The sequence below is a fragment of the Pseudarthrobacter phenanthrenivorans genome, from assembly GCF_036455295.1.
Lineage (GTDB): Bacteria > Actinomycetota > Actinomycetes > Actinomycetales > Micrococcaceae > Arthrobacter > Arthrobacter phenanthrenivorans_C.
In genome coordinates this window covers 31,318-52,122 of record NZ_JAYXNX010000022.1, presented here as the reverse complement: position 1 = coordinate 52,122, position 20,805 = coordinate 31,318, and the positions used below count along the sequence as shown (strand labels likewise).

Here is a 20,805-nt window from a genome sequence, read left to right as displayed (position 1 = left end):
TTACGTCAAAGACGAGAGAAGGAAAGCAATGGAAGCCAAGGCAATTGCGCGCCACATCCGCGTAACGCCTATGAAGGCCCGGCGCGTCGTCAACCTTGTTCGTGGATTGCAAGCGAATGAGGCTCTGGCAATTCTGAAGTTTGCCCCGCAGGCAGCTTCGGAGCCGGTATTCAAGGTAGTTCAGTCGGCAATCTCCAACGCCCGGGTCCTCGCGGACCGTGATGGCGTTGCGTTTGACGAAGGCGACCTCATCATCAGCGAAGCGTTTGTTGATGAAGGCCCGACCATGAAGCGGTTCCAGCCGCGTGCCCAGGGTCGTGCATTTCAGATCAAGAAGCGCACCAGCCACATCACCGTGGTAGTCGCTACCCCGGAGAAAGAGGAGGCTCGCTAAGTGGGACAGAAAGTAAACCCGCACGGGTTCCGACTCGGCATCACCACCGATCACGTATCGCACTGGTTCGCTGACAGCACCAAGGCCGGCCAGCGGTACAAGGACTTCGTTCGCGAAGACATCCGCATCCGCCAGCTCATGTCCACGGGCATGGAGCGGGCCGGCATCGCCAAGGTCGAGATCGAGCGCACCCGTGACCGCGTCCGCGTGGACATCCACACGGCACGTCCCGGCATCGTCATCGGCCGCCGTGGAGCAGAAGCAGACCGCATCCGCGGCGAGCTCGAAAAGCTCACCGGCAAGCAGGTTCAGCTGAACATCCTCGAGGTCAAGAACCCCGAGATGGAAGCCCAGCTTGTTGCCCAGGGCGTTGCAGAGCAGCTGACTTCCCGCGTGGCATTCCGCCGTGCGATGAAGAAGGCCATGCAGTCCGCACAGCGTGCAGGTGCCAAGGGCATCCGTATCGCCTGCTCGGGCCGCCTGGGTGGCGCTGAAATGTCCCGCTCGGAGTTCTACCGCGAAGGCCGTGTGCCCCTGCACACCCTCCGCGCGAACATCGACTACGGCTTCTACGAAGCCAAGACCACCTTCGGCCGCATCGGTGTGAAGGTCTGGATCTACAAGGGTGACGTCACCGCCAAGGAACTGGCCGCACAGGCTGCTGCCGCACCGTCCCGCGGTGGCCGTGGCGAGCGTCCGGGCCGCCCGGGTGGCGCTGACCGCGGTGACCGCCGCCGTCGCAACGACCGTCCGGCCGCTGAAGCAGCTCCTGCTGCCGAAGCACCGGCAGCTGAAGCTGCACCTGCAGCAGCAGAAGGAGGACAGGCTTAAATGCTTATCCCACGTCGAGTCAAGCACCGTAAGCAGCACCACCCGGGTCGTTCCGGCGCTGCTACGGGCGGCACCGAGGTCTCGTTCGGTGAGTGGGGTATCCAGGCTCTGAGCCCGGCATACGTCACCAACCGTCAGATCGAATCCGCCCGTATCGCGATGACCCGCCACATCAAGCGTGGCGGTAAGGTCTGGATCAACATCTACCCGGACCGTCCCCTGACCAAGAAGCCGGCCGAAACCCGCATGGGTTCCGGTAAGGGTTCACCGGAATGGTGGGTCGCCAACGTCAAGCCGGGCCGGGTTCTGTTCGAACTCTCCGGTGTCAATGAAGAGGTAGCTCGCGAGGCCCTGCGCCTGGCAATCCACAAGCTGCCGTTGAAGGCACGCATTGTGCGTCGCGAAGGTGGTGAGTAGAAATGGCAGTAGGATCCAAGGATCTGGCTCCCGCACAGCTGGACGGTTTCGACAACGAGCGTCTCGTTGAAGAACTCCGCAAGGCCAAGGAAGAGCTGTTCAACCTGCGTTTCCAGTCCGCCACCGGACAGCTGGAGAACCACGGTCGCCTGCGCGCGGTAAAGAAGGACATCGCACGCATCTACACCGTTCTCCGCGAACGCGAGCTGGGCATTCGTGCCGAGGTTGCCGCACCGGTTGTGGAAGCCAAGGAAGAGAAGAAGTCCAAGAAGGCTTCAACCAAGAAGGCCGACAAGGCTGAAAAGGCTGAGACCGAGGAGGACGCCAAGTGAGTGAAAAGGACCAGAACGTGACCGAAACTGCTACCGAAGCCAAGGCTGGGCAGCGCGGTTACCGCAAGACCCGTCGCGGTTACGTGGTCTCCGACAAGATGGAAAAGACCATCGTTGTCGAGGTTGAGGACCGCGTGAAGCACGCACTGTACGGCAAGGTCATCCGCCGTACCTCCAAGGTCAAGGCACACGACGAAGAGAACACCGCCGGCATCGGCGACCTCGTTGTCATCGCCGAGACCCGTCCGCTGTCCGCCACCAAGAACTGGCGGCTCGTGGAAATCCTCGAGAAGGCCAAGTAGCACCTGCTGCTTAGTCGAAGCCCCTGCTCCCTTCACGGGAGCGGGGGCTTCCTCGTTTAACGCACGCGTCACGCCAGGCAGGTTTTCCCAAAGACGGACGACGGCGGGGCCCGGTGTTGTGGGGGAGTGGCACTCTGGGTGGGCCGAAAGGCTGCAGTGCGTGACGCCGTCGTCCGTCCTGCGGGCAGGGGACGGTGCTTGCGGGGCGGGGGACGCGGGTGATATGGGAACGGGCGGAAACCGTGCTAGGATATTGAGTTTGTATGGCGCCTTTCGCGCGCCGTCATCAACCTCGTAAACAAGCGTGCCACAGCATAGTGCCCCTGTGCGCCCGGGATCCGTCCCGGACCGGATGGGAGCAACTGCTTCTGGCACGGGCGTTTAGGCCTGGTCTGGCAAAATCCAGGCAGGTCAAGAGACACCCCGATCAACCGTTCCGCAAGGCTCATTCCGTAGCAAGACCACGGCCTGAGAACCGGCGCGACGCAAGGAGTAAATAGTGATTCAGCAGGAGTCGCGACTGAAGGTCGCCGACAACACGGGTGCTAAGGAAATCCTTACCATTCGCGTTCTCGGTGGATCCGGCCGTCGCTACGCAGGCATCGGTGACGTCATTGTCGCCACCGTCAAGGATGCAATCCCGGGCGGCAACGTAAAGAAGGGCGATGTGGTCAAGGCCGTCATCGTCCGTACCAAGAAGGAACGCCGCCGTGCGGACGGTTCCTACATCAAGTTTGACGAGAACGCAGCTGTGATCCTGAAGAACGACGGTGACCCCCGCGGTACCCGTATCTTCGGACCGGTTGGTCGTGAACTGCGTGACAAGAAGTTCATGAAGATCGTTTCTCTGGCTCCGGAGGTGCTCTAGTCCATGGCTGCAAAGATCAAGAAGGGTGACCTGGTACAGGTCATCACTGGCGCCAAGGCTGAGCGCGGCGGCGACCGTGGCAAGCAGGGCAAGGTTCTGCGCGTTTTCACCGACACCAACCGCGTGCTGGTCGAGGGCATCAACCGCGTCACCAAGCACACCCGGGTTGGACAGTCGCAGCGCGGCACCAAGACCGGCGGCATCGAGGTCGTAGAGGCCCCGATCCACATTTCCAACGTGGCCCTGGTTGACCCGTCGACCAAGAAGCCGACCCGCGTGGGCTTCCGCCTCGACACCGTGGAGAAGAACGGCGTCAAGAAGACCGTCCGTATCCGCGTGTCCAAGAGCACCGGGAAGGACATCTAATGACTGAGACCATCGAGACTCCGGCAACGAAGATCGTTCCCCGTCTGAAGACCAAGTACGCCGAAACCATCAAGGGCCAGCTCCAGGATGAGTTCAAGTACGCCAACGTCAACCAGGTTCCCCGTCTGGTCAAGGTCGTTGTGAACATGGGTGTTGGAGATGCCGCCAAGGACTCCAAGCTGATCGACGGCGCCGTCCGCGACCTCACCCAGATCACCGGCCAGAAGCCGCAGGTTACCAAGGCCCGCAAGTCGATCGCACAGTTCAAGCTGCGCGAAGGCATGCCCATTGGTGCACACGCAACCCTGCGTGGCGACCGCATGTGGGAATTCGTGGACCGCCTGGTCACCCTGGCACTGCCCCGTATCCGCGACTTCCGCGGCCTGAGCGGCAAGCAGTTCGATGGCAACGGCAACTACACCTTCGGTCTGACCGAACAGGTTATGTTCCACGAAATCGACCAGGACAAGATCGACCGCGTCCGCGGTATGGACATCACGGTCGTGACCACCGCCAAGACCGACGACGAAGGCCGCGCGCTGCTTAAGGCGCTTGGTTTCCCGTTCAAAACCGAAGCTTAATTAACTACGTAAAAGGTCCGGCCGCTTCGACCCGTAAGGGACGGAACGGCGGAAACCGTTACGAGGAAGGGCATGAGCCCACATGACAATGACAGATCCTGTCGCAGATATGCTTACGCGCCTGCGTAACGCAAACTCGGCATACCACGACTCCGTGTCTATGCCTTACAGCAAGCTCAAGGCACGCGTTGCCGACATCCTCAAGGCCGAAGGTTTCATCGCCGGCTGGAAGGAAGAGGACGCCGAGGTTGGCAAGAAGCTGACCCTGGAACTCAAGTTCGGTCCGAACCGCGAGCGTTCCATCGCCGGCGTACGCCGCATCTCCAAGCCGGGCCTCCGCGTTTACGCGAAGTCCACCAACCTGCCGCACGTGCTGGGTGGCCTGGGTATCGCAATCCTGTCCACCTCTTCCGGCCTCCTGACTGACAAGCAGGCCGGCAAGAAGGGCGTGGGCGGCGAAGTCCTCGCGTACGTCTGGTAACGGGAAAGGAAGAGAATAATGTCACGTATTGGACGTCTCCCCATCACCGTTCCTGCCGGCGTTGAGGTCAAGGTTGACGGCTCTGTCGTCAGCGTCAAGGGTTCCAAGGGCGAGCTGACCCACACTGTGGCCAGCCCCATCGAGGTTGCCCTGGAAGAGAACACCCTGACCGTTACCCGCCCGAACGACGAGCGCGCCTCGCGTTCGCTCCACGGCCTGACCCGCACCCTGATCGCCAACATGATCCAGGGCGTCACCGCAGGCTACGAGAAGAAGCTTGAAATCGTCGGTACCGGTTACCGCGTTCAGGCCAAGGGTTCTGACCTTGAGTTCGCTCTTGGCTACAGCCACCCGGTCAACGTTTCGGCTCCGGCCGGCATCACCTTTGCAGTAGAGGGACCGACCAAGCTCTCTGTCTCAGGTATCAATAAGCAGCAGGTCGGCGAAGTTGCTGCCAACATTCGTAAGCTGCGGAAGCCGGACCCCTATAAGGGCAAGGGCATCCGTTACGCCGGCGAAGTCATCCGCCGCAAGGTCGGAAAGGCTGGTAAGTAACCATGGCCATCTCCATTAACAAGAAGCGTACGAACAAGAGCAAGGCTGCTGGTCGCAGCCGCCGCCAGCTTCGTATCCGCAAGCGCATCTCCGGTACTGCTGCCCGCCCCCGTCTGGTGGTCAACCGTTCCGCACGCCACGTATTTGTCCAGGTTGTCGATGACACCATTGGCCAGACCGTAGCAAGCGCGTCCACTCTGGAAGCTGACCTCCGTGCATTCGAAGGTGACAAGACTGCCAAGGCCAAGCGCGTTGGCGAGCTCGTTGCCGAACGTGCCAAGGCTGCCGGCGTTGAAGCTGTCGTGTTCGACCGTGGTGGTAACAAGTACCACGGCCGGATCGCCGCCGTCGCCGACGGTGCACGCGAAGGTGGGCTGTCACTGTGACCGAAGCAAACAAGGAAAAGGACACTGTGTCTGCAGATCAGAAGGCCCCCGAGGCCGCAGCTGCTGAGACCACTGCCCCCGCTGCCGAGGACCGCCGTGGTGGCGCCCGTCGCGGCGAGCGTGGCGACCGCGGCCAGGGCCGCGGCGACCGCGGTGGCCGTGGCGGCCGCGACGGTGGCCGTGAAGCCGAGAAGAACCAGTTCGTAGAGCGCGTTGTCACCATCAACCGCGTTTCCAAGGTCGTCAAGGGTGGTCGTCGCTTTAGCTTCACCGCACTGGTCGTCGTTGGTGACGGTAACGGCATGGTCGGCGTGGGCTACGGCAAGGCCAAGGAAGTTCCCGCTGCTATCGCCAAGGGCGTTGAAGAGGCCAAGAAGTCCTTCTTCCGCGTTCCCCGCGTTGGCAACACCATCCCTCACCGCGTTCAGGGTGAAGCCGCTGCCGGCGTCGTAATGCTGCGTCCGGCTTCCGCCGGTACCGGTGTTATCGCCGGTGGTCCGGTCCGTGCAGTACTGGAGTGCGTGGGCATCCACGACATCCTCTCCAAGTCGCTCGGCTCCTCCAACGCCATCAACATCGTTCACGCGACCGTTGACGCCCTGAAGCGCCTCGAAGAGCCGGCATCCGTGGCAGCACGCCGCGGCCTGCCGCTGGACGAGGTTGCCCCCCAGGCGCTGGTGAAGGCTCTCCTCGCCCCGAAGGCAGGTGCCTAGTCATGGCTAAGAACCTGGTCCCCTCCGACGCTCAGTTGGAGATCACTCAGATCAAGTCCGCCATTGGCGGCAAGCAGAACCAGCGCGACACCCTGCGGTCCCTCGGCCTGAAGCGGATCGGACACACCGTTGTCCGCACCGCCGACGCCGTGACCGTTGGAATGCTCAACACGGTTCCGCACCTGGTAAAGGTAGAGGAGGCGAAGTAAATGGCAGAGAACACTGCTGATAAGGCACAGGCTGCTGAGAAGCAGAACGCCCTGAAGGTTCACCACCTGCGTCCCGCCCCGGGTGCCAAGACCGCCAAGACCCGTGTTGGTCGTGGTGAAGGCTCCAAGGGTAAGACCGCTGGCCGTGGTACCAAGGGTACGGCTGCCCGCTACCAGGTGAAGGCTGGCTTTGCCGGCGGCCAGCTGCCGCTGCACATGCGCCTGCCCAAGCTGCGTGGCTTCAAGAACCCGTTCCGGGTGGAGTTCCAGGTTGTAAACCTGGACAAGCTCAACGAGCTGTTCCCGGAAGGTGGCGCAGTCACCGTGGAGAACCTGGTCGAAAAGGGTGCCGTTCGCAAGAACCAGCCCGTCAAGGTGCTGGGCACCGGCGACATCACCGTCAAGGTTGACGTCACCGTCCACGCATTCTCGGCCAGCGCCGCTGAAAAGATTGCTGCAGCCGGCGGAAGCACCACCGCCCTGTAAGGGACGGCGCCAGCTGTTGAACTCCCGGTATCCGCGGGCTTCGGCCCCGGATACCGGGAGTTTTCCATATCCGCCGGGCGAGTTTTTCCCGCCATCCGGCGCATACCCGCCGCTGCGGATTGTTCGCAGGGCGTATCCAACCGTTAGACTCGGTTGTCGGGATTTATCACAATCCGACACCCCACCCTTATTGACACCACAGGAGGACGCTTGCTTAGCGCATTTGGCCGGGCCTTTCGCACGCCTGATCTGCGACGCAAGTTGTTGTTCACGCTGGGAATCATCACCATCTTCCGCTTGGGTGCTTTCATTCCCTCGCCAGGTGTGAACTACCAGAATGTCCAGCAATGCTTGCACAATGGTCAGACGGCCGGCGGGCTGTACCAGCTCGTCAACCTCTTCAGCGGCGGCGCGTTGCTCCAGGTGTCCATCTTCGCCCTGGGCATCATGCCCTACATCACGGCGAGCATCATCGTCCAGCTGCTCCGGGTGGTCATTCCCCGGTTCCAGGAGCTCTATGACGAGGGCGCGTCGGGCCAGTCCAAGCTGACCCAGTACACCCGCTACCTCACCATCGCCCTGGGCCTGCTGAACGCCACCACCCTGGTGTCCCTGGCCCGCTCCGGGCAGCTGCTCCCCGGCTGCCAGCTGCCGATCATCCCGGACAGCAGCATCATTACCACCATCCTGATCATCATCACCTTGACGGCTGGCACCGGCCTCATCATGTGGATGGGCGAGCTCGTCACCGAGAAGGGCGTGGGCAACGGCATGTCGCTGCTCATCTTCACGTCGATCGCCGCCCAGTTCCCCACCTCGCTGGGTGCCATCTGGACCGCGCAGGGTCCCGGGACCTTCTTCATCGTCCTGGCCGTGGGCCTGCTGACGGTGGCCCTGGTGGTCTTCGTCGAACAGTCCCAGCGCCGCATTCCAGTGCAGTATGCAAAGCGGATGATCGGCCGCCGCACGGTGGGCGGGACCAGCACCTACATTCCCATCAAGGTGAACATGGCCGGTGTCATTCCGGTGATCTTCGCTTCCTCCATGCTCTACATTCCCGGGTTGATTGCGCAGTTCAACCAGCCCCGGAACGGTGAGCCAATGCCATCGTGGGTTGAGTGGATCAACAACAACCTGACCCGCGGTGACCACCCGATCTATATGGCGGTTTACTTCGTCCTGATCGTGTTCTTCACCTACTTCTACGTCGCGATCACCTTCAACCCTGAAGAGGTCTCGGACAACATGAAGAAGTACGGCGGCTTCATTCCTGGTATCCGCGCCGGCCGGCCGACCGCGGACTACCTGCAGTACGTGCTCTCACGGATCACCCTCCCCGGCGCCCTCTACCTGGGCTTCGTGGCGCTGATCCCGCTGGTGGCACTGGTACTGATCAACGCAAACCAGAACTTCCCGTTCGGTGGCACCTCGATCCTGATCATGGTGGGCGTTGGTTTGGAGACCGTAAAGCAGATTGATGCGCAGCTACAACAACGTCACTACGAAGGGCTTTTGCGATGACGAGAATGTTGATTATTGGACCTCCCGGTTCCGGAAAAGGAACGCAGGCGGAGCGGATTTCAGAACGCCTCGGCGTTGTGGCCATCTCCACCGGCGACATCTTCCGTGCCAACGTGAAGGGCGAAACNGATTATTGGACCTCCCGGTTCCGGAAAAGGAACGCAGGCGGAGCGGATTTCAGAACGCCTCGGCGTTGTGGCCATCTCCACCGGCGACATCTTCCGTGCCAACGTGAAGGGCGAAACCCCGCTCGGCCTCGAGGCCAAGAAGTACATGGACAACGGTGACTTCGTTCCGGACAGCGTGACCAACAAGATGGTCCGCGACCGCCTGGGCGAGTCCGACGTCGAAAACGGCTTCCTGCTGGACGGTTACCCGCGCACCACCGCGCAGGTGGACTACCTTGACGAGATCCTCGCCGACGGCGACGAGAAGCTCGACGTGGTCCTCCAGCTCACCGCTGGCGACGAGGAACTGGTGCACCGCCTCCTGGGCCGGGCCAAGGAAACGGGCCGGAGCGACGACAACGAAGCCGTCATCCGCCACCGCCTGGACCTGTACCACCAGCAGACCGAAGCCGTGGTGGCGAAGTACGCCGAGCGTGGCATCCTCACCCAGGTTGATGGGATCGGTCCCATCGACGAAGTCACCAACCGCGTGATGCAGGCCATCAAGGCCGCACAGGCAGCCTGATATCTAAGGCGCCCGGTTTATCGAGGCTCCTCCCGGCATCCGGGGGGAGCCTCAGCCATTTGAAAGGAAACACCATGGCCTTCGGCCAGCCCCGGATCGAATTCAAGAACAACGCCCAGATGCGCACCATGCAGGAGGCGGGCCTGGTCCTCAGCCGTGCGCTGGACGCCGCCGTTGCCGCGGCGGTGCCGGGCGTTACCACCAAGCACCTGGACGACGTCTTCGCCGCCGTCCTGAACGCGGCAGGGGCCAAGTCCAATTTCCTGGGCTACCACGGCTTCCCGGCCACCATCTGCACGTCCGTCAACGAAGAAGTGGTGCACGGCATCCCGGGCGCCCGGGTGCTCCACGACGGTGACATCATCTCGATCGACGGCGGCGCGATTGTGGACGGTTGGCACTCGGACTCCGCCCGCACGGTGATTGTGGGGACCGCCGATCCCGAGGACCAGCGGCTTTCCGACGTCACCCAGGCTGCCATGTGGCGGGGGATCGCCGCACTGGCCACCGGCAAGCACGTGGGGGACGTTGGCGCTGCCATCGACGATTACGTCTCCTCCGTCCCCGGCAAGCCGCTGGGCATCCTGGAGGACTACGTGGGCCACGGCATCGGCTCCGAGATGCACATGGCGCCGGACGTCCTGAACTACCGCACCAGCCACCGCGGCCCCAAGATCAAGCCGGGCCTGTGCCTTGCCATTGAACCCATGCTGGTCCGTGGCGGCATCGAGACGGCTGTCCTGGAGGATGACTGGACCGTGGTCACCACCGACGGCAAGCGGTCCTGCCAGTGGGAACACTCGGTGGCTGTGCACGAGAAGGGCATTTGGGTGCTGTCAGCGCCCGACGGCGGCGCGGAGCACCTGGTGCCCCTCGGCGTCACCCCGGTGCCGATCCCGTAAGGGACGCGCACGCTCGCCTGCCGCACGGAAAAGCCCTGGCGACCCCTGAATACAGGGGTCGCCAGGGCTTTTGTGTGTCGGCTACGCCTAGGCCTTCAGCTTCGGCTTTACGTCGTGGTCGTAGATGCCCTGCAGGGTGCTCTTGAGGTCCGTCATGGTGGACTTGACGTCGCCCTGCTGGGTGAGGATCTTGGCGGCGGCCTTGGCCATCTCCTGATCGGCGCCCGGCAGGAACACGCGCGCGTTGTCCTGGACCTTGGTGACGGCGAGCTGGTCGACGGCCGTCTTGATCTGCGGCGTCTTGGCGAGGACGGCGGACATGTCCGCCGACTTGCGGATGGGCATGTAACCCGTGGCCGCGGAGAACTCGACGGTGCTCTCGGGCTGGGTGACGAAGTCCAGGAACATCCCGGCGGCGAGCTGTTCCTCCTTGGTGATCCCGCTGGGGATGCCCAGGCCTGCGCCGCCGGTGGGGCAGACGTTGGTGGTGGCTTTGGGGCCGCCCGGCAGGAAACCGACACCGACGTTGAACTTGGCGGACTTCAGGATCCCCAGCAGGGAGCCCGTGGAGGCAATGGTGGCTGAGGTCAGCCCGGCGGAAAAATCGTCCGCTGCTTCCTTGGAGGAGACGCCCGCCCACTTGTCCTTGTAGATCGAGTCCTGGGCCCACTGCAGTGCGGCCACTGATTCGGGGGAGTCACAAATGATGTCCCAGTCCTTGGACCAGCCGCCGCCCCAGCCCCACAGCATGTTCTGCAGGGTCCAGCCCGCATAGCCTGCCAGGGCCGGGTAGATGTAGGCGTACTGGGCGCCGGAGCTGGCCTTCAGCTTGGGTGCCCACTGGCCGAACTCATCCCAGGTCTTGGGTGCGCGGTCCGGTATGCCGGCAGCGGCAAAGTGGTCCTTGTTGTAATAGAACAGCGGCGTGGAGCGGCCGTAGGGGAGTGCCCAGTGCTTTCCGTCGTACTTGTAGTCATCCACCAGGGACTGCTGGAAGTCGTCCATCTTCATGTCCAGCTGCTTGGTGAGGCTGTCTACCGGGATGATGCTGCCATTGGTGTAGTAGCGGAACCACCACACATCCGACAGGACCACGACGCCCGGGAGGCCGGACTTGGCAGCCTGCGCCGTCTGGAACTTCTGGGCGATTTCCTCGTAGTTGGCGCCGGCCGTCACCAGGTTGACGGTGATGCCGGGGTTCTTTGCCTGGAACTTCTCGATCAGGCTCTTCTCCACGTCCTGCGACTGCCCGGGGTGGCTGGACCAGAAATCGATCTTGGCCGCAGGCTTAACACCGCTGAAGTCGATATCGGCAGCCTGGGTGGTGGCCTGGCCGCCGCCGGTGGTTGAGGGTCCGCCGCATGCGGCCAGGGCAGCGGCGGAGGCGGTCAGCCCCGCCAGGCCCAGGAAATGCCTCCGGTCCAGATGAAGTGTCATGACAGTTCCTTTCGGTTGTTGCCTTTGGAAGTTCGGAATTCGAGGGTGTGAAAGTACGACGGCGGCCGGCGGCTTAGCCGGTCACGCTGCCCTGGGTGAGGCCCGCCACGATGTAGCGCTGCAGGGCCGCGAAGATGATCAGGATGGGGACGATGACCAGGACCGCCCCGGCCATGAGGACACCCCAGCCGGCGGCGTTGCTCTCGCTGTTCTGCAGGAGGGTCAGGCCCACCGGCAACGTCATGGTTTCCGGCCGGTCCGTGATGATCAGTGGCCAGATGTAGTCATTCCATTCGGTCACGATCGTCACCAGCGCTACCGTGGCGATGGACGGCACCGAGACGGGAACCACGATCTGCCACAGCCGGCGCCAGTGGCCGGCACCGTCCATCTCGGCCGACTCCAGGATTGAATTGGGCAGGGTCCGGAAGTGCTGGCGCAGCAGGAAGGTGCCGAAGGCCGTGCCAAGGCCGGGCAAAATGATGCCCCACAACGTGTTCTTTCCACCGATCCCCGCGATCAGGATGAAGTTGGGCAGGATGGAAACCTGCGGCGGCACCATGAGGGCCACCAGGATCAGCACGAAGATGAAGTTCCGGAACGGGAAGCGGACAAACACCAGGGCGTACGCGGTCAGGATTGCCAGGATGACTTTGATCGTGGCCCCGGCCAGGGTGACGATGGTGCTGTTCAGGAAGAACTGCGCAAACGGGACGGTGGTCATGGCGGTCCGGTAGTTGTCCAGGTTCAGGCTCTCCGGCAGGATCTTCAGGTCCGTGGTGACGATCTCGCCGGACTGCTTGAAGGAGCTGAGCACCATCCACAGCAGGGGCAGGAACACCACCAGCGTCGCGATGAGCAGGGGCAGGTAGCCGCCCACGAGCGTCTGGATGAGGTTGCGGCGCGACAACGGGCGGTCGCGGCCGGGTTCCGGGGCGGGTCCGGGAACGGCAGGAGCAGCGGGGTCCGGGTTCACCGGAGACAGGGAGGTCACGAGTAGTGCACCTTTCGTTCCACAAACCGCAGCTGGAGCACGGTGATGACCAGGAGGATGGCGAACAGGACCACGGAAATGGCTGCTGAGTAGCCGGCCCTGTTGTAGGCGCCGAAGGCCTGGAGGTAGGCCTCGTAGATCAGCGTGCTGGTGCCTGAGCCCAGCGGAGTCATGATCCGGATCAGGTCGAAGGCCTGCAGGGAGCTGAGCATGGTGGTGATCAGCAGGAAGAACGTGGTGGGGGACAGCAGCGGCAGCGAGATCGCCATGAAGCGGCGGAAACCGTTGGCGCCGTCAAGGGAGGCAGCTTCCATGACTTCCTTGGGAAGGGACTGCAGCCCAGCCAGGTACACCACGGCGCAGTAGCCCAGGTTCTTCCATACGTAAACCAGGATCACCATGACCAGGGAGAGCTGTGGATCGTTGATCCACTGCGGGCTTTGCTGCCCTAAGCCCCGCAGCAGCCAGGCAAGGACGCCATAGCCGGGGTCGAAGATGAAGAGCCAGACCAGGCCCACGCCGACTCCGGAGAGCACATAGGGGGCAAAGACGGCGGAGCGGGCGAAGGTGGTGCCGCGGACTTTCGCGTTCAGTGCCAGCGCGACCAGCAGGCCCAGCACCATGGAACCGCCCACGGTAACCAGGGTGAAGACCGCCGTGGTACCCAGGACCTTGGGCGCATCGTTGCTGCTGAAGAAGGTCACGTAGTTGTCCAGGCCCACCACCGTGGCGGTGGGGGAGCCCAGGGTCCAGTCCAGGGTCGAGTAATACATGTTGCTCAACAGCGGACGGTAGGTGAAGACGGCGATCAGCACCAGGTTGGGCAGCGCCATCGCAAGGAAAACCAAGAAGTCGCGACGGCTCCGGGCGGTCCATCTCCTGCGGGGTATCTTGGCGGTACCGGCCGGCGGGTCAGCGGGCCTGGTGGAGGGTCGTGGGGAGAGTTGACGTGTCATGCGGATCTCTCACGGGTTTCGGAGCCAGCTGTGGCCGGTCTCGCGGGTAAGGGGAATCAAGCTATTACTTCACCACATTGTTGGTGGGCGAAACCCCTGGAAAAGCCCTTCTCCTCCAATAGTTAACAAAGGCTTCGTTGCCCATTAACCCTGTGTTGTTTGCAGTCTCGCATAAAGTTCGCCGATGCGGCAGAGGCATGCCAGTCGAGGGGACAATAGGGGCATGGGAACCATTGCCGACGTACCGGGTATCCGTGTGGGGCATGTGCAGAAGGACGCTGACGGCTGGTTGACAGGTGTCACGGTGGTCCTTCCGCCGCAGGGCACCGTCGGCTCCGTGGATGTCCAGGGCGGCGGACCGGCCACGCACGAAACTGATGCGCTGGACCCCACCACCCTGGTAAGCAACGTGGATGCGGTAGTGCTCACGGGCGGCAGCGCCTACGGCCTGGTGTCCGCCGCCGGTGCGCAGCGGTGGTGTGAAGAGCACGGCCGCGGATTTCCGGTCCCCGGCGGGCTGGTGCCCATCGTCCCCGCCGCCGCGATCTTCGATCTGGGCAGGGGCGGCGACTTTGCCGCGCGCCCGACGCCGGACATGGGCTACGCTGCAGCCGCCGCCGCTGCCGCACACAAGGAAGGGCACGACGTCGGCCGCGGCAACGTGGGTGCGGGCACCGGAGCGCTCATCGGCAGGGGGCAGTTCAAGGGTGGCGCAGGAACCGCATCGGTCACCCTTGAGAACGGGGTGGTCGTCGGAGCGCTGGCCATCGTCAACGCACTCGGAGTGCCCTTTGGGTCAACGGGGCCGGACCCAGTCAGCCGTGCTGATTCCCAGCCACTGAACACCACTCTTGTCGTCGTGGCCACGAATGCCGTCCTTGACGTGGCCGAATGTAAAAGGACTGCCTCGGCCTCCCATGCCGGGATTGCGCGGGCCTTGAACCCGAGCCATACCCTGGCTGACGGGGATACCGTTTTCTGCCTGGCAACCGGTGCTGTGGCCCTCGACCGTTCGGACGACGCTGCCCGGCAGATCAGCCTCATCACGCTGCAAAGCGCGGCAGCCGACGTCGTCCGTTTGGCCATCCTGGACGGTGTGGCCGCGGCTGCTCCGGTGAGCACCCCCGCCGGCGAATATGGTGCCTACCGCACCGAGTAGGCTACTATGGCCGATTTAACTTTTACCGGCCAAGAGGGTAGTGTTGCTTGTTGGTTGTCTGGACTGCCACGCCCTTTTGGGCCTGGAGCCGGCAATCGATCCAACAAAAACGTTCGTGGTCATGCCCGGTGCAATCCGGCGGGGCTGCGGCAACAACAGTTAGCGGAGGGTATGGCCAAGAAGGACGGGGTCATTGAGATCGAAGGCGTTGTGACCGAGGCGCTGCCTAACGCGATGTTTCGCGTTGAGCTCACCAACAAGCACATCGTTCTGGCACACATCTCTGGAAAGATGCGTCAGCACTACATCCGAATCCTCCCTGAGGACCGCGTAGTGGTGGAGCTGAGCCCGTACGACCTCACCCGTGGTCGTATCGTCTACCGCTACAAGTAAATTGCTGGGCGGCGTCAGTTCGAACTGGCTGCCGCTCCAGTTGACCAAACTGCTACACGCAAAGGAATGCCATGAAGGTCAAGCCGAGCGTCAAGCAGATCTGCGAAAAGTGCAAAGTGATCCGCCGTAATGGCCGGGTCATGGTGATCTGCGAGAACCCGCGCCACAAGCAGCGCCAGGGCTAATTTCCTTCCCTGAAGGAAATCCTGGGTTGCTAACCCACGCAAGTAAATAAAGGCAGCACAAGCTGATCTGGAACATTGAGCTCGAAAGAGTCCGGACAGCTAACCCCCGGTCGGAGGCTGGGGCCGCACGGACCGTGCGGGTGTACTGCCTACGACCTCCGGTTTATCAAGGAGTACTGCCACTATGGCTCGTCTCGCTGGCGTAGACATTCCCCGCGAAAAGCGGCTGGAAATTGCGCTTACTTACATCTACGGCGTGGGCAAGACCCGTGCACACGAAACCCTGGCTGCCACGGGCATCAGCGCTGACGTTCGCGTCAAGGACCTGACTGACGCCCAGCTGGTTGAGCTGCGTGACTACATTGAAGGCAACTACAAGGTTGAGGGTGACCTTCGCCGCGAAGTAGCAGCTGACATCCGCCGCAAGGTTGAAATCGGCAGCTACGAGGGCCTGCGCCACCGCAAGGGCCTGCCCGTACGCGGTCAGCGTACGAAGACCAACGCACGTACCCGCAAGGGCCCGAAGCGTACCGTCGCCGGCAAGAAGAAGGCCCGTTAATCCCCACTTGCTCCCTAAAATCGCTGACGCGATTTCAAGGAACCCAGCAAGTGTGGGCCCATACAACGGACTTTCCCCAATAACTTTCTGTAGGAGAAAAAATGCCCCCGAAGACTCGTGGCGCGGTTCGCAAGCCGCGTAAGAAGGACAAGAAGAATATCGCGCTTGGCCAGGCGCACATCAAGAGCACCTTTAACAACACCATCGTTTCCATCACGGATCCGAGCGGCGCTGTTATTTCCTGGGCTTCCTCTGGCGAGGTTGGCTTCAAGGGCTCGCGCAAGTCCACCCCGTTCGCTGCCCAGATGGCTGCCGAAGCCGCTGCCAAGCGTGCGCAGGAGCACGGCATGCGCAAGGTAGACGTTTTCGTCAAGGGACCGGGTTCCGGACGCGAGACCGCCATCCGTTCGCTGCAGGCCGCTGGCCTCGAGGTTGGCTCCATCCAGGACGTCACCCCCGCAGCCCACAACGGCTGCCGCCCTCCGAAGCGCCGCCGCGTCTAATTCTTTCCGCAGCAGGAGCTTGCCCGGACCAGCGATGGTCCGGGCAAGCCCAGCGCGTTAAGTCTTCAGACCGAATTTCCACCACCTGTGTTGCGTCATATAGCGGATGCTCGCCGAAAGGAAACCTAAGTGCTCATTGCACAGCGCCCCACCCTCTCCGAAGAGGTAGTCTCCGAAAACCGTTCGCGTTTCGTCATTGAACCGCTGGAACCGGGTTTCGGCTACACCCTCGGAAACTCCCTCCGCCGTACCCTGCTCTCCTCCATCCCCGGTGCTGCTGTAACCAGCATCCGGATCGATGGTGTGCTGCACGAGTTCACCACGGTTCCGGGTGTCAAGGAAGATGTCACCGAGATCATCCTGAACATCAAGAACCTGTCGGTTTCCTCCGAGCACGACGAGCCCGTCGTTGCCTACCTGCGCAAGCAGGGCCCCGGAGTCGTCACTGCCGCGGACATCGCTCCGCCGGCCGGCGTCGAATTCCACAACCCGGATCTGCACATCGCCACGCTGAACTCGAAGGGCAAGTTCGAACTCGAACTCACCATCGAGCGCGGCCGTGGCTACGTTTCGGCAGCTCAGAACAAGTCCGGCGACGCAGAGATCGGCCGCATCCCGGTCGACTCCATCTACTCGCCGGTGCTGAAGGTTACTTTCCGCGTGGAAGCAACCCGTGTTGAGCAGCGCACCGACTTCGACAAGCTGATTGTCGACGTCGAGACCAAGCAGGCCATCGCCCCGCGCGATGCCGTAGCTTCCGCAGGCACCACCCTGGTGGAACTGTTCGGTCTGGCCCGTGAGCTGAACACCGCAGCTGAAGGTATCGAGATTGGCCCGTCGCCCACCGACGCTGCCCTGGCAGCGGACATGGCACTGCCGATCGAGGATCTGGACCTCACCGTCCGTTCCTACAACTGCCTCAAGCGTGAGGGCATCCACACCGTGGGTGAACTCGTTGCCCGCTCCGAGGCTGACCTGATGGACATCCGCAACTTCGGTGCCAAGTCCATTGACGAGGTCAAGGCAAAGCTGGTTGAACTGGGCCTGTCCCTCAAGGACTCGCCTCCCGGTTTTGACCTCGCAGCACGCGCCGCAGCAATCGAAGAGGACGACGCCGCCTTCGGCGACGACGAACTCTAAACCAGACCTTGGCCGGCGGGCAGCACCATGGTGTGCCGCCCACGGCTTCCACATGAGGAGAAACAATTATGCCTACCCCCACTAAGGGTCCGCGCCTCGGAGGCGGCCCGGCTCACGAGCGCCTCATGCTCGCGAACCTGGCAGCATCCCTGTTCGAGCACAAGCGGATCACCACCACGGTCACCAAGGCCAAGCGCCTGAAGCCGTACGCAGAGCGCCTGGTGACCTTCGCCAAGCGTGGCGACCTCGCTTCCCGCCGCCGCGTGCTCGGCCTGATCAGCAACAAGGGCGTCGTCCACGAGCTGTTCACCGACATCGCACAGGCAGTGGAGAACCGCGACGGCGGCTACACCCGCATCACCAAGATCGGCAACCGCAAGGGCGACAACGCTCCCATGGCTGTCATCGAACTGGTCCTCGAGCCGGTTTCCGCCAAGCAGGCCGTCGTAGCCGAGGCTACCCAGGCTGCTGCCAAGGCTGCTCCGGCCGCCGAGGAAGCTCCCGTTGAAGAGGCTCCGGCCGCTGAGGAAGCTGCTGCAACCGAAGAGGCACCTGCTGCTGAGGAAGCTGCAACCGAAGAGGCACCCGCAGCCGAGGAGAAGGACGCGAAGTAATTCGCTGATTTCCTTCGCATAGACTTAGGTCTGTGAACCACCAAAAACCCGCGGCCCCCGTTCCAGGGGGCGGCGGGTTTTTGCGTATCCGGCTCGATCTTTCCTACGACGGCGGCCCCTTCAGCGGGTGGGCAGTGCAGCCAGGGCTGCGGACCGTGCAGGGCGTCCTGGAGGAAGCGATCCAGCTTCTGGTGCGCCGGCCGGTGCGGGTCACCGTCGCCGGCCGCACCGACGCGGGCGTCCACGCACGGGGCCAGGTGGTCCATCTGGACCTGGCTGAAGCCGAGTGGCTGGGCCTGCCGCGCGGGCACGAGCTGGATCCCGCCGTCGCCATGCTGCGCAGGCTCCGCGGGGCCTTGAACCGGTCGCTCGGGGACCTGCCCGGGGCTGTGGAGGTGCATGCGGTTACGCTTGCTCCCGAAGGTTTCGACGCCCGCTTCTCGGCCCTCTGGCGCCGGTACAGCTACCGCATCGCCGATGGACCGGCCCTGTGGGACCCGCTGGAAAGGTACTTCACCCTGTGGCATAAGAACCCGTTGGATGTTGAGCTGCTCAACCAGGGCGCGTCGCAGCTGCTGGGCCTGCAGAACTTCCTGTCCTTCTGCAAGCCGCGCGAAGGTGCCACCACCATCCGCGAGCTGCAGCGCTTTGAGTTCCGGCGCGGCGAGGACGGCGTCATCGTAGCCACCGTCCAGGCCGATGCGTTCTGCCACAACATGGTCCGCGCGCTGATCGGCTCAGCCCTGTACGTGGGGGAGGGGGCCGTGGAGCCGGGCTGGTTGTACGAGCGGCTCCTGCTGCAGAAGCGGGACGCGAAGTCCGTCCTTGCGGCCCCGCATCCCCTGGTGCTGGAGGAAGTGGCGTATCCCTCCGACAGCGAGCTGCTGGCCCGTGCCGAACAAACCAGGGCCGTCCGCGAGTACTAAGTGTTTCGACGGGCCACTCAATCGAGTGCTCCCCACCGGCTCCCAGCCCTCGCAAGCTCGGGCCGGGGCCCTCGCCGGGGAGGGCACACTGCCGTTTTCGGCGCTCAAAACGGCAGTTACTCAACAATGGATGGTCCTAGAATGCCGGCGGAGGACCCTCTGCCGGCAGCGTTAACGTGAAGGTGCTGCCCTGGCCCTCGCCGCTCTCGCACATGATGCTGCCACCGTGCCGCTCCACGATCATCCGGGTGATCGAAAGTCCCAGCCCTGCCCCCGGAATGGCTGCCCTCCTGGCAGATTCGGACCGGAAGAATCGGTTGAATGCCTTCGCAGCGTCCTCGCTGGACATGCCCATCCCGGAATCCGTGACGCTCAGCTGGACCCACTGCTTGTCTGCCCGGGCGCTGATACTGACCCGGCCGCCGTCGGGGGAGTACTTGATGGCGTTGGACACCAGGTTGTCCAGCACCTGTCCGATTCTCAGGGGATCGGCGTAGGCCCACAGCGGTGACGGGACGTCCGCGGCGATCTCCACATGGGACCGCTCGGCCGAGGCCTGGGCGGAGCTCAGGCTGGTCTCCACTAGGCTGGCCAGGTCCGTGCGCTTGGGGTGGACGTTCAACGTGGTGGAGGCGGAGGTGGTGAGGTCGGCCACCAGGTCCAGCAGCCGTTCGGCGTTGCGCTGCACCACCAGCAGGCGCCGGGTGATGTGCGGCGGCAGGAGCTCTGCATCATCCAGCACCAGGTCCATATTCCCCACGATCGAGTTCAGGGGGTTCTTGAATTCGTGCGAGACGTTGGAGACCAGTTCCTGGTTGGCGGCAAGGGACTCTACCCAGCCGGTGACGTCGCTGTAAACCACGACTGCGCCCGTGAGGCGGCCCCCTTCGCTGACCAGCGGGCGGGCGGCGGTGGATACAGCGCGCTGGTCCGGGCCTTCGCCCGCCCAGACCAGGTAGTCGGCGAAGGACTCCCCGGCCATGGCCCGGCTGATGGGGCGCCGGTCCGGCGGAAGAAGGGTGACGCGGTCCTGGCCGAAGATGAGCTGGTGTCCCTGCCCGGGAATGGCCTCATCGGCGCCCGTGGCGCGGCGGAAGTTGCGCTGCCTGCTGTTGGAAACCAGGAAGTGCCCGGAGCGGTCGACGGCGGCAATACCTACGTCCGTAGCGTCCAGCACGGTTTCAAGAAGCTTCTCCCGTTCCCGGCTGGCGGCCAGAAGGTCCCGGAGTTCCCGGTCCTTGTCCGCCAATTCAGCCTGCTGCTGGCGGAGGCTCACGCTGGCGAAGCGGATGGCCAGCGACACGGCGAGCATCATGAGGGGAAACAGGACGGCGCTGGTGACGTCCCCGGCGGTGACGGCAGGAAAGTCTTCGGCCACTGAGGGAAGCATGATCAGGAGGGGGCCCAAGAAACTGAGCACCAGGCTGCTGCGGGCCAGCATGCCGGAGGCAGAGAGCCAGATGACCGGGAAAACCACCAGCACTGCCAGACCCGGCAGGAGGGGCGCCGCCCCGTTCCGCAGGAGCCCGATGGCGACGAAGTCCAGGACCGGAATCAGCAGGTATGGGCGGTGGGCCAGGCGCTCCCACGGGACCAGGAAGCAGCCAAGGAACAGGATTGCGTGCAGGGCGATCCCGGCCAGATAGAGCGGGCTATGGGTGAGGGAAGGCCACGCAAAGGGGGTAGCCACGGCAATTGCGGCCGCAAGGAGCGAAAGGGGGAGCTGGCACAAAACCACCTGGGCTCGCGTTCCCAGCCGGCGGAAGATGCGGCCGGGTCCACGGCGGAACAACGGCTCGGCCATGTTTTTGACTCGTACCCCTTTACGTCTGGAAAGCAAGTGTTGCCAAGGTTATCTATTACCCCCAGTTGCCTTGGACAATCATCCTTTCCTTCGGATAT

Annotated in this window: 29 protein-coding genes and 1 pseudogene; 26 read left to right on the top strand and 4 right to left on the bottom strand. The window is 63.2% G+C overall.

Annotation, left to right across the window (positions count from 1 at the left end; all coding sequences use genetic code 11):
- The first annotated feature begins 28 nt into the window (after positions 1 to 28).
- From rplV to map, 18 genes and pseudogenes are all read left to right on the top strand, one after another.
- Positions 29 to 394 (top strand): 50S ribosomal protein L22, encoded by a 366-nt coding sequence (gene rplV, locus VXJ37_RS19610; RefSeq protein ID WP_009358304.1) that lies wholly within the window; start codon positions 29 to 31, stop codon positions 392 to 394.
- The gene (gene rpsC, locus VXJ37_RS19605; protein WP_331324685.1) at positions 395 to 1,225 is read left to right on the top strand and encodes a 30S ribosomal protein S3; all 831 of its coding nucleotides are present in this window, start codon (positions 395 to 397) and stop codon (positions 1,223 to 1,225) included.
- The gene (rplP, locus tag VXJ37_RS19600) at positions 1,226 to 1,642 is read left to right on the top strand and encodes a 50S ribosomal protein L16 (RefSeq protein WP_015937848.1); all 417 of its coding nucleotides are present in this window, start codon (positions 1,226 to 1,228) and stop codon (positions 1,640 to 1,642) included.
- Between the two features lie 2 nt (positions 1,643 to 1,644).
- A complete protein-coding gene (gene rpmC, locus VXJ37_RS19595) occupies positions 1,645 to 1,974 on the top strand; it encodes a 50S ribosomal protein L29 (protein WP_018769136.1) in 330 nt (109 codons plus the stop codon).
- On the top strand, positions 1,971 to 2,276 hold the full coding sequence (gene rpsQ, locus VXJ37_RS19590) for a 30S ribosomal protein S17 (protein ID WP_043454607.1): 306 nt from the start codon (positions 1,971 to 1,973) through the stop codon (positions 2,274 to 2,276). The genes rpmC and rpsQ overlap by 4 nt, the downstream gene beginning before the upstream one ends.
- Before the next feature lie 499 nt (positions 2,277 to 2,775).
- Complete coding sequence (rplN, locus tag VXJ37_RS19585) at positions 2,776 to 3,144, top strand: 50S ribosomal protein L14 (protein WP_003803789.1); 369 nt, start codon at positions 2,776 to 2,778, stop codon at positions 3,142 to 3,144.
- Positions 3,145 to 3,147: 3 nt separating this feature from the next.
- Positions 3,148 to 3,510: a 50S ribosomal protein L24 gene (rplX, locus tag VXJ37_RS19580; protein ID WP_043454610.1), complete on the top strand. Its 363-nt coding sequence runs from the start codon at positions 3,148 to 3,150 to the stop codon at positions 3,508 to 3,510.
- Entirely contained in the window at positions 3,510 to 4,091 is a 582-nt protein-coding gene (gene rplE / locus VXJ37_RS19575) for a 50S ribosomal protein L5 (RefSeq protein WP_043454613.1), read from the top strand. Before rplX ends, rplE begins: the two co-directional genes overlap by 1 nt.
- Positions 4,092 to 4,173: 82 nt before the next feature.
- Positions 4,174 to 4,572: a 30S ribosomal protein S8 gene (gene rpsH / locus VXJ37_RS19570; protein ID WP_018769139.1), complete on the top strand. Its 399-nt coding sequence runs from the start codon at positions 4,174 to 4,176 to the stop codon at positions 4,570 to 4,572.
- Between the two features lie 18 nt (positions 4,573 to 4,590).
- Positions 4,591 to 5,127 carry a 50S ribosomal protein L6 gene (gene rplF, locus VXJ37_RS19565; RefSeq protein ID WP_331324684.1) on the top strand — a complete coding sequence of 179 codons (537 nt, stop codon included), beginning with the start codon at positions 4,591 to 4,593 and terminating at the stop codon, positions 5,125 to 5,127.
- A 2-nt stretch (positions 5,128 to 5,129) separates the two neighbouring features.
- A complete protein-coding gene (rplR, locus tag VXJ37_RS19560) occupies positions 5,130 to 5,513 on the top strand; it encodes a 50S ribosomal protein L18 (RefSeq protein WP_141942669.1) in 384 nt (127 codons plus the stop codon).
- A complete protein-coding gene (rpsE, locus tag VXJ37_RS19555; protein ID WP_331324683.1) occupies positions 5,510 to 6,226 on the top strand; it encodes a 30S ribosomal protein S5 in 717 nt (238 codons plus the stop codon). The genes rplR and rpsE overlap by 4 nt, the downstream gene beginning before the upstream one ends.
- 2 nt (positions 6,227 to 6,228) lie before the next feature.
- A complete protein-coding gene (gene rpmD / locus VXJ37_RS19550) occupies positions 6,229 to 6,435 on the top strand; it encodes a 50S ribosomal protein L30 (RefSeq protein WP_009358731.1) in 207 nt (68 codons plus the stop codon).
- The gene (gene rplO, locus VXJ37_RS19545; protein ID WP_331324682.1) at positions 6,436 to 6,921 is read left to right on the top strand and encodes a 50S ribosomal protein L15; all 486 of its coding nucleotides are present in this window, start codon (positions 6,436 to 6,438) and stop codon (positions 6,919 to 6,921) included.
- Between the two features lie 210 nt (positions 6,922 to 7,131).
- A complete protein-coding gene (gene secY, locus VXJ37_RS19540) occupies positions 7,132 to 8,442 on the top strand; it encodes a preprotein translocase subunit SecY (RefSeq protein ID WP_331324681.1) in 1,311 nt (436 codons plus the stop codon).
- Positions 8,439 to 8,558: pseudogene (locus VXJ37_RS19535) on the top strand (nucleoside monophosphate kinase); the annotation flags it as partial. The gene secY and the pseudogene VXJ37_RS19535, both read left to right, overlap by 4 nt.
- Positions 8,559 to 8,571: 13 nt before the next feature.
- Complete coding sequence (locus tag VXJ37_RS19530; protein WP_331324690.1) at positions 8,572 to 9,135, top strand: adenylate kinase; 564 nt, start codon at positions 8,572 to 8,574, stop codon at positions 9,133 to 9,135.
- Positions 9,136 to 9,209: 74 nt separating this feature from the next.
- Complete coding sequence (map, locus tag VXJ37_RS19525) at positions 9,210 to 10,037, top strand: type I methionyl aminopeptidase (RefSeq protein WP_331324680.1); 828 nt, start codon at positions 9,210 to 9,212, stop codon at positions 10,035 to 10,037.
- An 87-nt stretch (positions 10,038 to 10,124) separates the two neighbouring features.
- On the opposite strand, the gene VXJ37_RS19520 is transcribed toward map, so the two are convergent.
- The 3 genes from VXJ37_RS19520 to VXJ37_RS19510 form a co-directional block, all read right to left on the bottom strand.
- A complete protein-coding gene (locus VXJ37_RS19520; protein ID WP_331324679.1) occupies positions 10,125 to 11,474 on the bottom strand; it encodes an ABC transporter substrate-binding protein in 1,350 nt (449 codons plus the stop codon).
- Between the two features lie 73 nt (positions 11,475 to 11,547).
- Positions 11,548 to 12,468, bottom strand: coding sequence for a carbohydrate ABC transporter permease (locus VXJ37_RS19515; protein ID WP_331324678.1), 921 nt, complete (start codon positions 12,466 to 12,468; stop codon positions 11,548 to 11,550).
- Entirely contained in the window at positions 12,465 to 13,424 is a 960-nt protein-coding gene (locus VXJ37_RS19510; protein WP_331324677.1) for a carbohydrate ABC transporter permease, read from the bottom strand. The genes VXJ37_RS19515 and VXJ37_RS19510 overlap by 4 nt, the downstream gene beginning before the upstream one ends.
- A 223-nt stretch (positions 13,425 to 13,647) precedes the next feature.
- On the opposite strand from VXJ37_RS19510, the gene VXJ37_RS19505 reads away from it, so the two are divergent.
- The 8 genes from VXJ37_RS19505 (at position 13,648) to VXJ37_RS19470 (ending at position 18,903) form a co-directional block, all read left to right on the top strand.
- A complete protein-coding gene (locus VXJ37_RS19505) occupies positions 13,648 to 14,583 on the top strand; it encodes a P1 family peptidase (RefSeq protein WP_331324676.1) in 936 nt (311 codons plus the stop codon).
- 171 nt (positions 14,584 to 14,754) lie between these two features.
- Entirely contained in the window at positions 14,755 to 14,976 is a 222-nt protein-coding gene (infA, locus tag VXJ37_RS19500) for a translation initiation factor IF-1 (protein WP_009358723.1), read from the top strand.
- A 71-nt stretch (positions 14,977 to 15,047) separates the two neighbouring features.
- Positions 15,048 to 15,161, top strand: a complete 114-nt coding sequence (gene rpmJ, locus VXJ37_RS19495) for a 50S ribosomal protein L36 (RefSeq protein ID WP_009358722.1) — start codon at positions 15,048 to 15,050, stop codon at positions 15,159 to 15,161.
- A gap of 184 nt (positions 15,162 to 15,345) precedes the next feature.
- A complete protein-coding gene (gene rpsM, locus VXJ37_RS19490) occupies positions 15,346 to 15,720 on the top strand; it encodes a 30S ribosomal protein S13 (protein WP_003803743.1) in 375 nt (124 codons plus the stop codon).
- A gap of 101 nt (positions 15,721 to 15,821) precedes the next feature.
- Positions 15,822 to 16,223 carry a 30S ribosomal protein S11 gene (gene rpsK / locus VXJ37_RS19485; protein WP_018760435.1) on the top strand — a complete coding sequence of 134 codons (402 nt, stop codon included), beginning with the start codon at positions 15,822 to 15,824 and terminating at the stop codon, positions 16,221 to 16,223.
- A 129-nt stretch (positions 16,224 to 16,352) separates the two neighbouring features.
- Positions 16,353 to 17,363: a DNA-directed RNA polymerase subunit alpha gene (locus tag VXJ37_RS19480; protein WP_009358719.1), complete on the top strand. Its 1,011-nt coding sequence runs from the start codon at positions 16,353 to 16,355 to the stop codon at positions 17,361 to 17,363.
- A 68-nt stretch (positions 17,364 to 17,431) separates the two neighbouring features.
- Positions 17,432 to 17,977: a 50S ribosomal protein L17 gene (gene rplQ, locus VXJ37_RS19475; protein WP_331324675.1), complete on the top strand. Its 546-nt coding sequence runs from the start codon at positions 17,432 to 17,434 to the stop codon at positions 17,975 to 17,977.
- 32 nt (positions 17,978 to 18,009) lie between these two features.
- Positions 18,010 to 18,903, top strand: coding sequence for a tRNA pseudouridine synthase A (locus VXJ37_RS19470; RefSeq protein ID WP_331324674.1), 894 nt, complete (start codon positions 18,010 to 18,012; stop codon positions 18,901 to 18,903).
- A 136-nt stretch (positions 18,904 to 19,039) separates the two neighbouring features.
- Here VXJ37_RS19470 and VXJ37_RS19465 read toward each other — a convergent pair whose 3' ends face one another.
- Positions 19,040 to 20,707: a sensor histidine kinase gene (locus VXJ37_RS19465; RefSeq protein WP_331324673.1), complete on the bottom strand. Its 1,668-nt coding sequence runs from the start codon at positions 20,705 to 20,707 to the stop codon at positions 19,040 to 19,042.
- Between the last annotated feature and the right edge of the window lie 98 nt (positions 20,708 to 20,805).

Bases quoted from the DNA above. Each gene is read 5' to 3' on its own strand.
- rplV (WP_009358304.1), top strand. From the start codon at position 29: ATGGAAGCCAAGGCAATTGCGCGCCACATCCGCGTAACGCCTATGAAG.
- rplP (WP_015937848.1), top strand. From the start codon at position 1,226: ATGCTTATCCCACGTCGAGTCAAGCACCGTAAGCAGCACCACCCGGGT.
- rpmC (WP_018769136.1), top strand. From the start codon at position 1,645: ATGGCAGTAGGATCCAAGGATCTGGCTCCCGCACAGCTGGACGGTTTC.
- rplX (WP_043454610.1), top strand. From the start codon at position 3,148: ATGGCTGCAAAGATCAAGAAGGGTGACCTGGTACAGGTCATCACTGGC.
- rplE (WP_043454613.1), top strand. From the start codon at position 3,510: ATGACTGAGACCATCGAGACTCCGGCAACGAAGATCGTTCCCCGTCTG.
- rpsH (WP_018769139.1), top strand. From the start codon at position 4,174: ATGACAATGACAGATCCTGTCGCAGATATGCTTACGCGCCTGCGTAAC.
- rplF (WP_331324684.1), top strand. From the start codon at position 4,591: ATGTCACGTATTGGACGTCTCCCCATCACCGTTCCTGCCGGCGTTGAG.
- rplR (WP_141942669.1), top strand. From the start codon at position 5,130: ATGGCCATCTCCATTAACAAGAAGCGTACGAACAAGAGCAAGGCTGCT.
- rpmD (WP_009358731.1), top strand. From the start codon at position 6,229: ATGGCTAAGAACCTGGTCCCCTCCGACGCTCAGTTGGAGATCACTCAG.
- rplO (WP_331324682.1), top strand. From the start codon at position 6,436: ATGGCAGAGAACACTGCTGATAAGGCACAGGCTGCTGAGAAGCAGAAC.
- map (WP_331324680.1), top strand. From the start codon at position 9,210: ATGGCCTTCGGCCAGCCCCGGATCGAATTCAAGAACAACGCCCAGATG.
- VXJ37_RS19520 (WP_331324679.1), bottom strand. From the start codon at position 11,474: ATGACACTTCATCTGGACCGGAGGCATTTCCTGGGCCTGGCGGGGCTG.
- VXJ37_RS19510 (WP_331324677.1), bottom strand. From the start codon at position 13,424: ATGACACGTCAACTCTCCCCACGACCCTCCACCAGGCCCGCTGACCCG.
- VXJ37_RS19505 (WP_331324676.1), top strand. From the start codon at position 13,648: ATGGGAACCATTGCCGACGTACCGGGTATCCGTGTGGGGCATGTGCAG.
- infA (WP_009358723.1), top strand. From the start codon at position 14,755: ATGGCCAAGAAGGACGGGGTCATTGAGATCGAAGGCGTTGTGACCGAG.
- rpmJ (WP_009358722.1), top strand. From the start codon at position 15,048: ATGAAGGTCAAGCCGAGCGTCAAGCAGATCTGCGAAAAGTGCAAAGTG.
- rpsM (WP_003803743.1), top strand. From the start codon at position 15,346: ATGGCTCGTCTCGCTGGCGTAGACATTCCCCGCGAAAAGCGGCTGGAA.
- rpsK (WP_018760435.1), top strand. From the start codon at position 15,822: ATGCCCCCGAAGACTCGTGGCGCGGTTCGCAAGCCGCGTAAGAAGGAC.
- rplQ (WP_331324675.1), top strand. From the start codon at position 17,432: ATGCCTACCCCCACTAAGGGTCCGCGCCTCGGAGGCGGCCCGGCTCAC.
- VXJ37_RS19465 (WP_331324673.1), bottom strand. From the start codon at position 20,707: ATGGCCGAGCCGTTGTTCCGCCGTGGACCCGGCCGCATCTTCCGCCGG.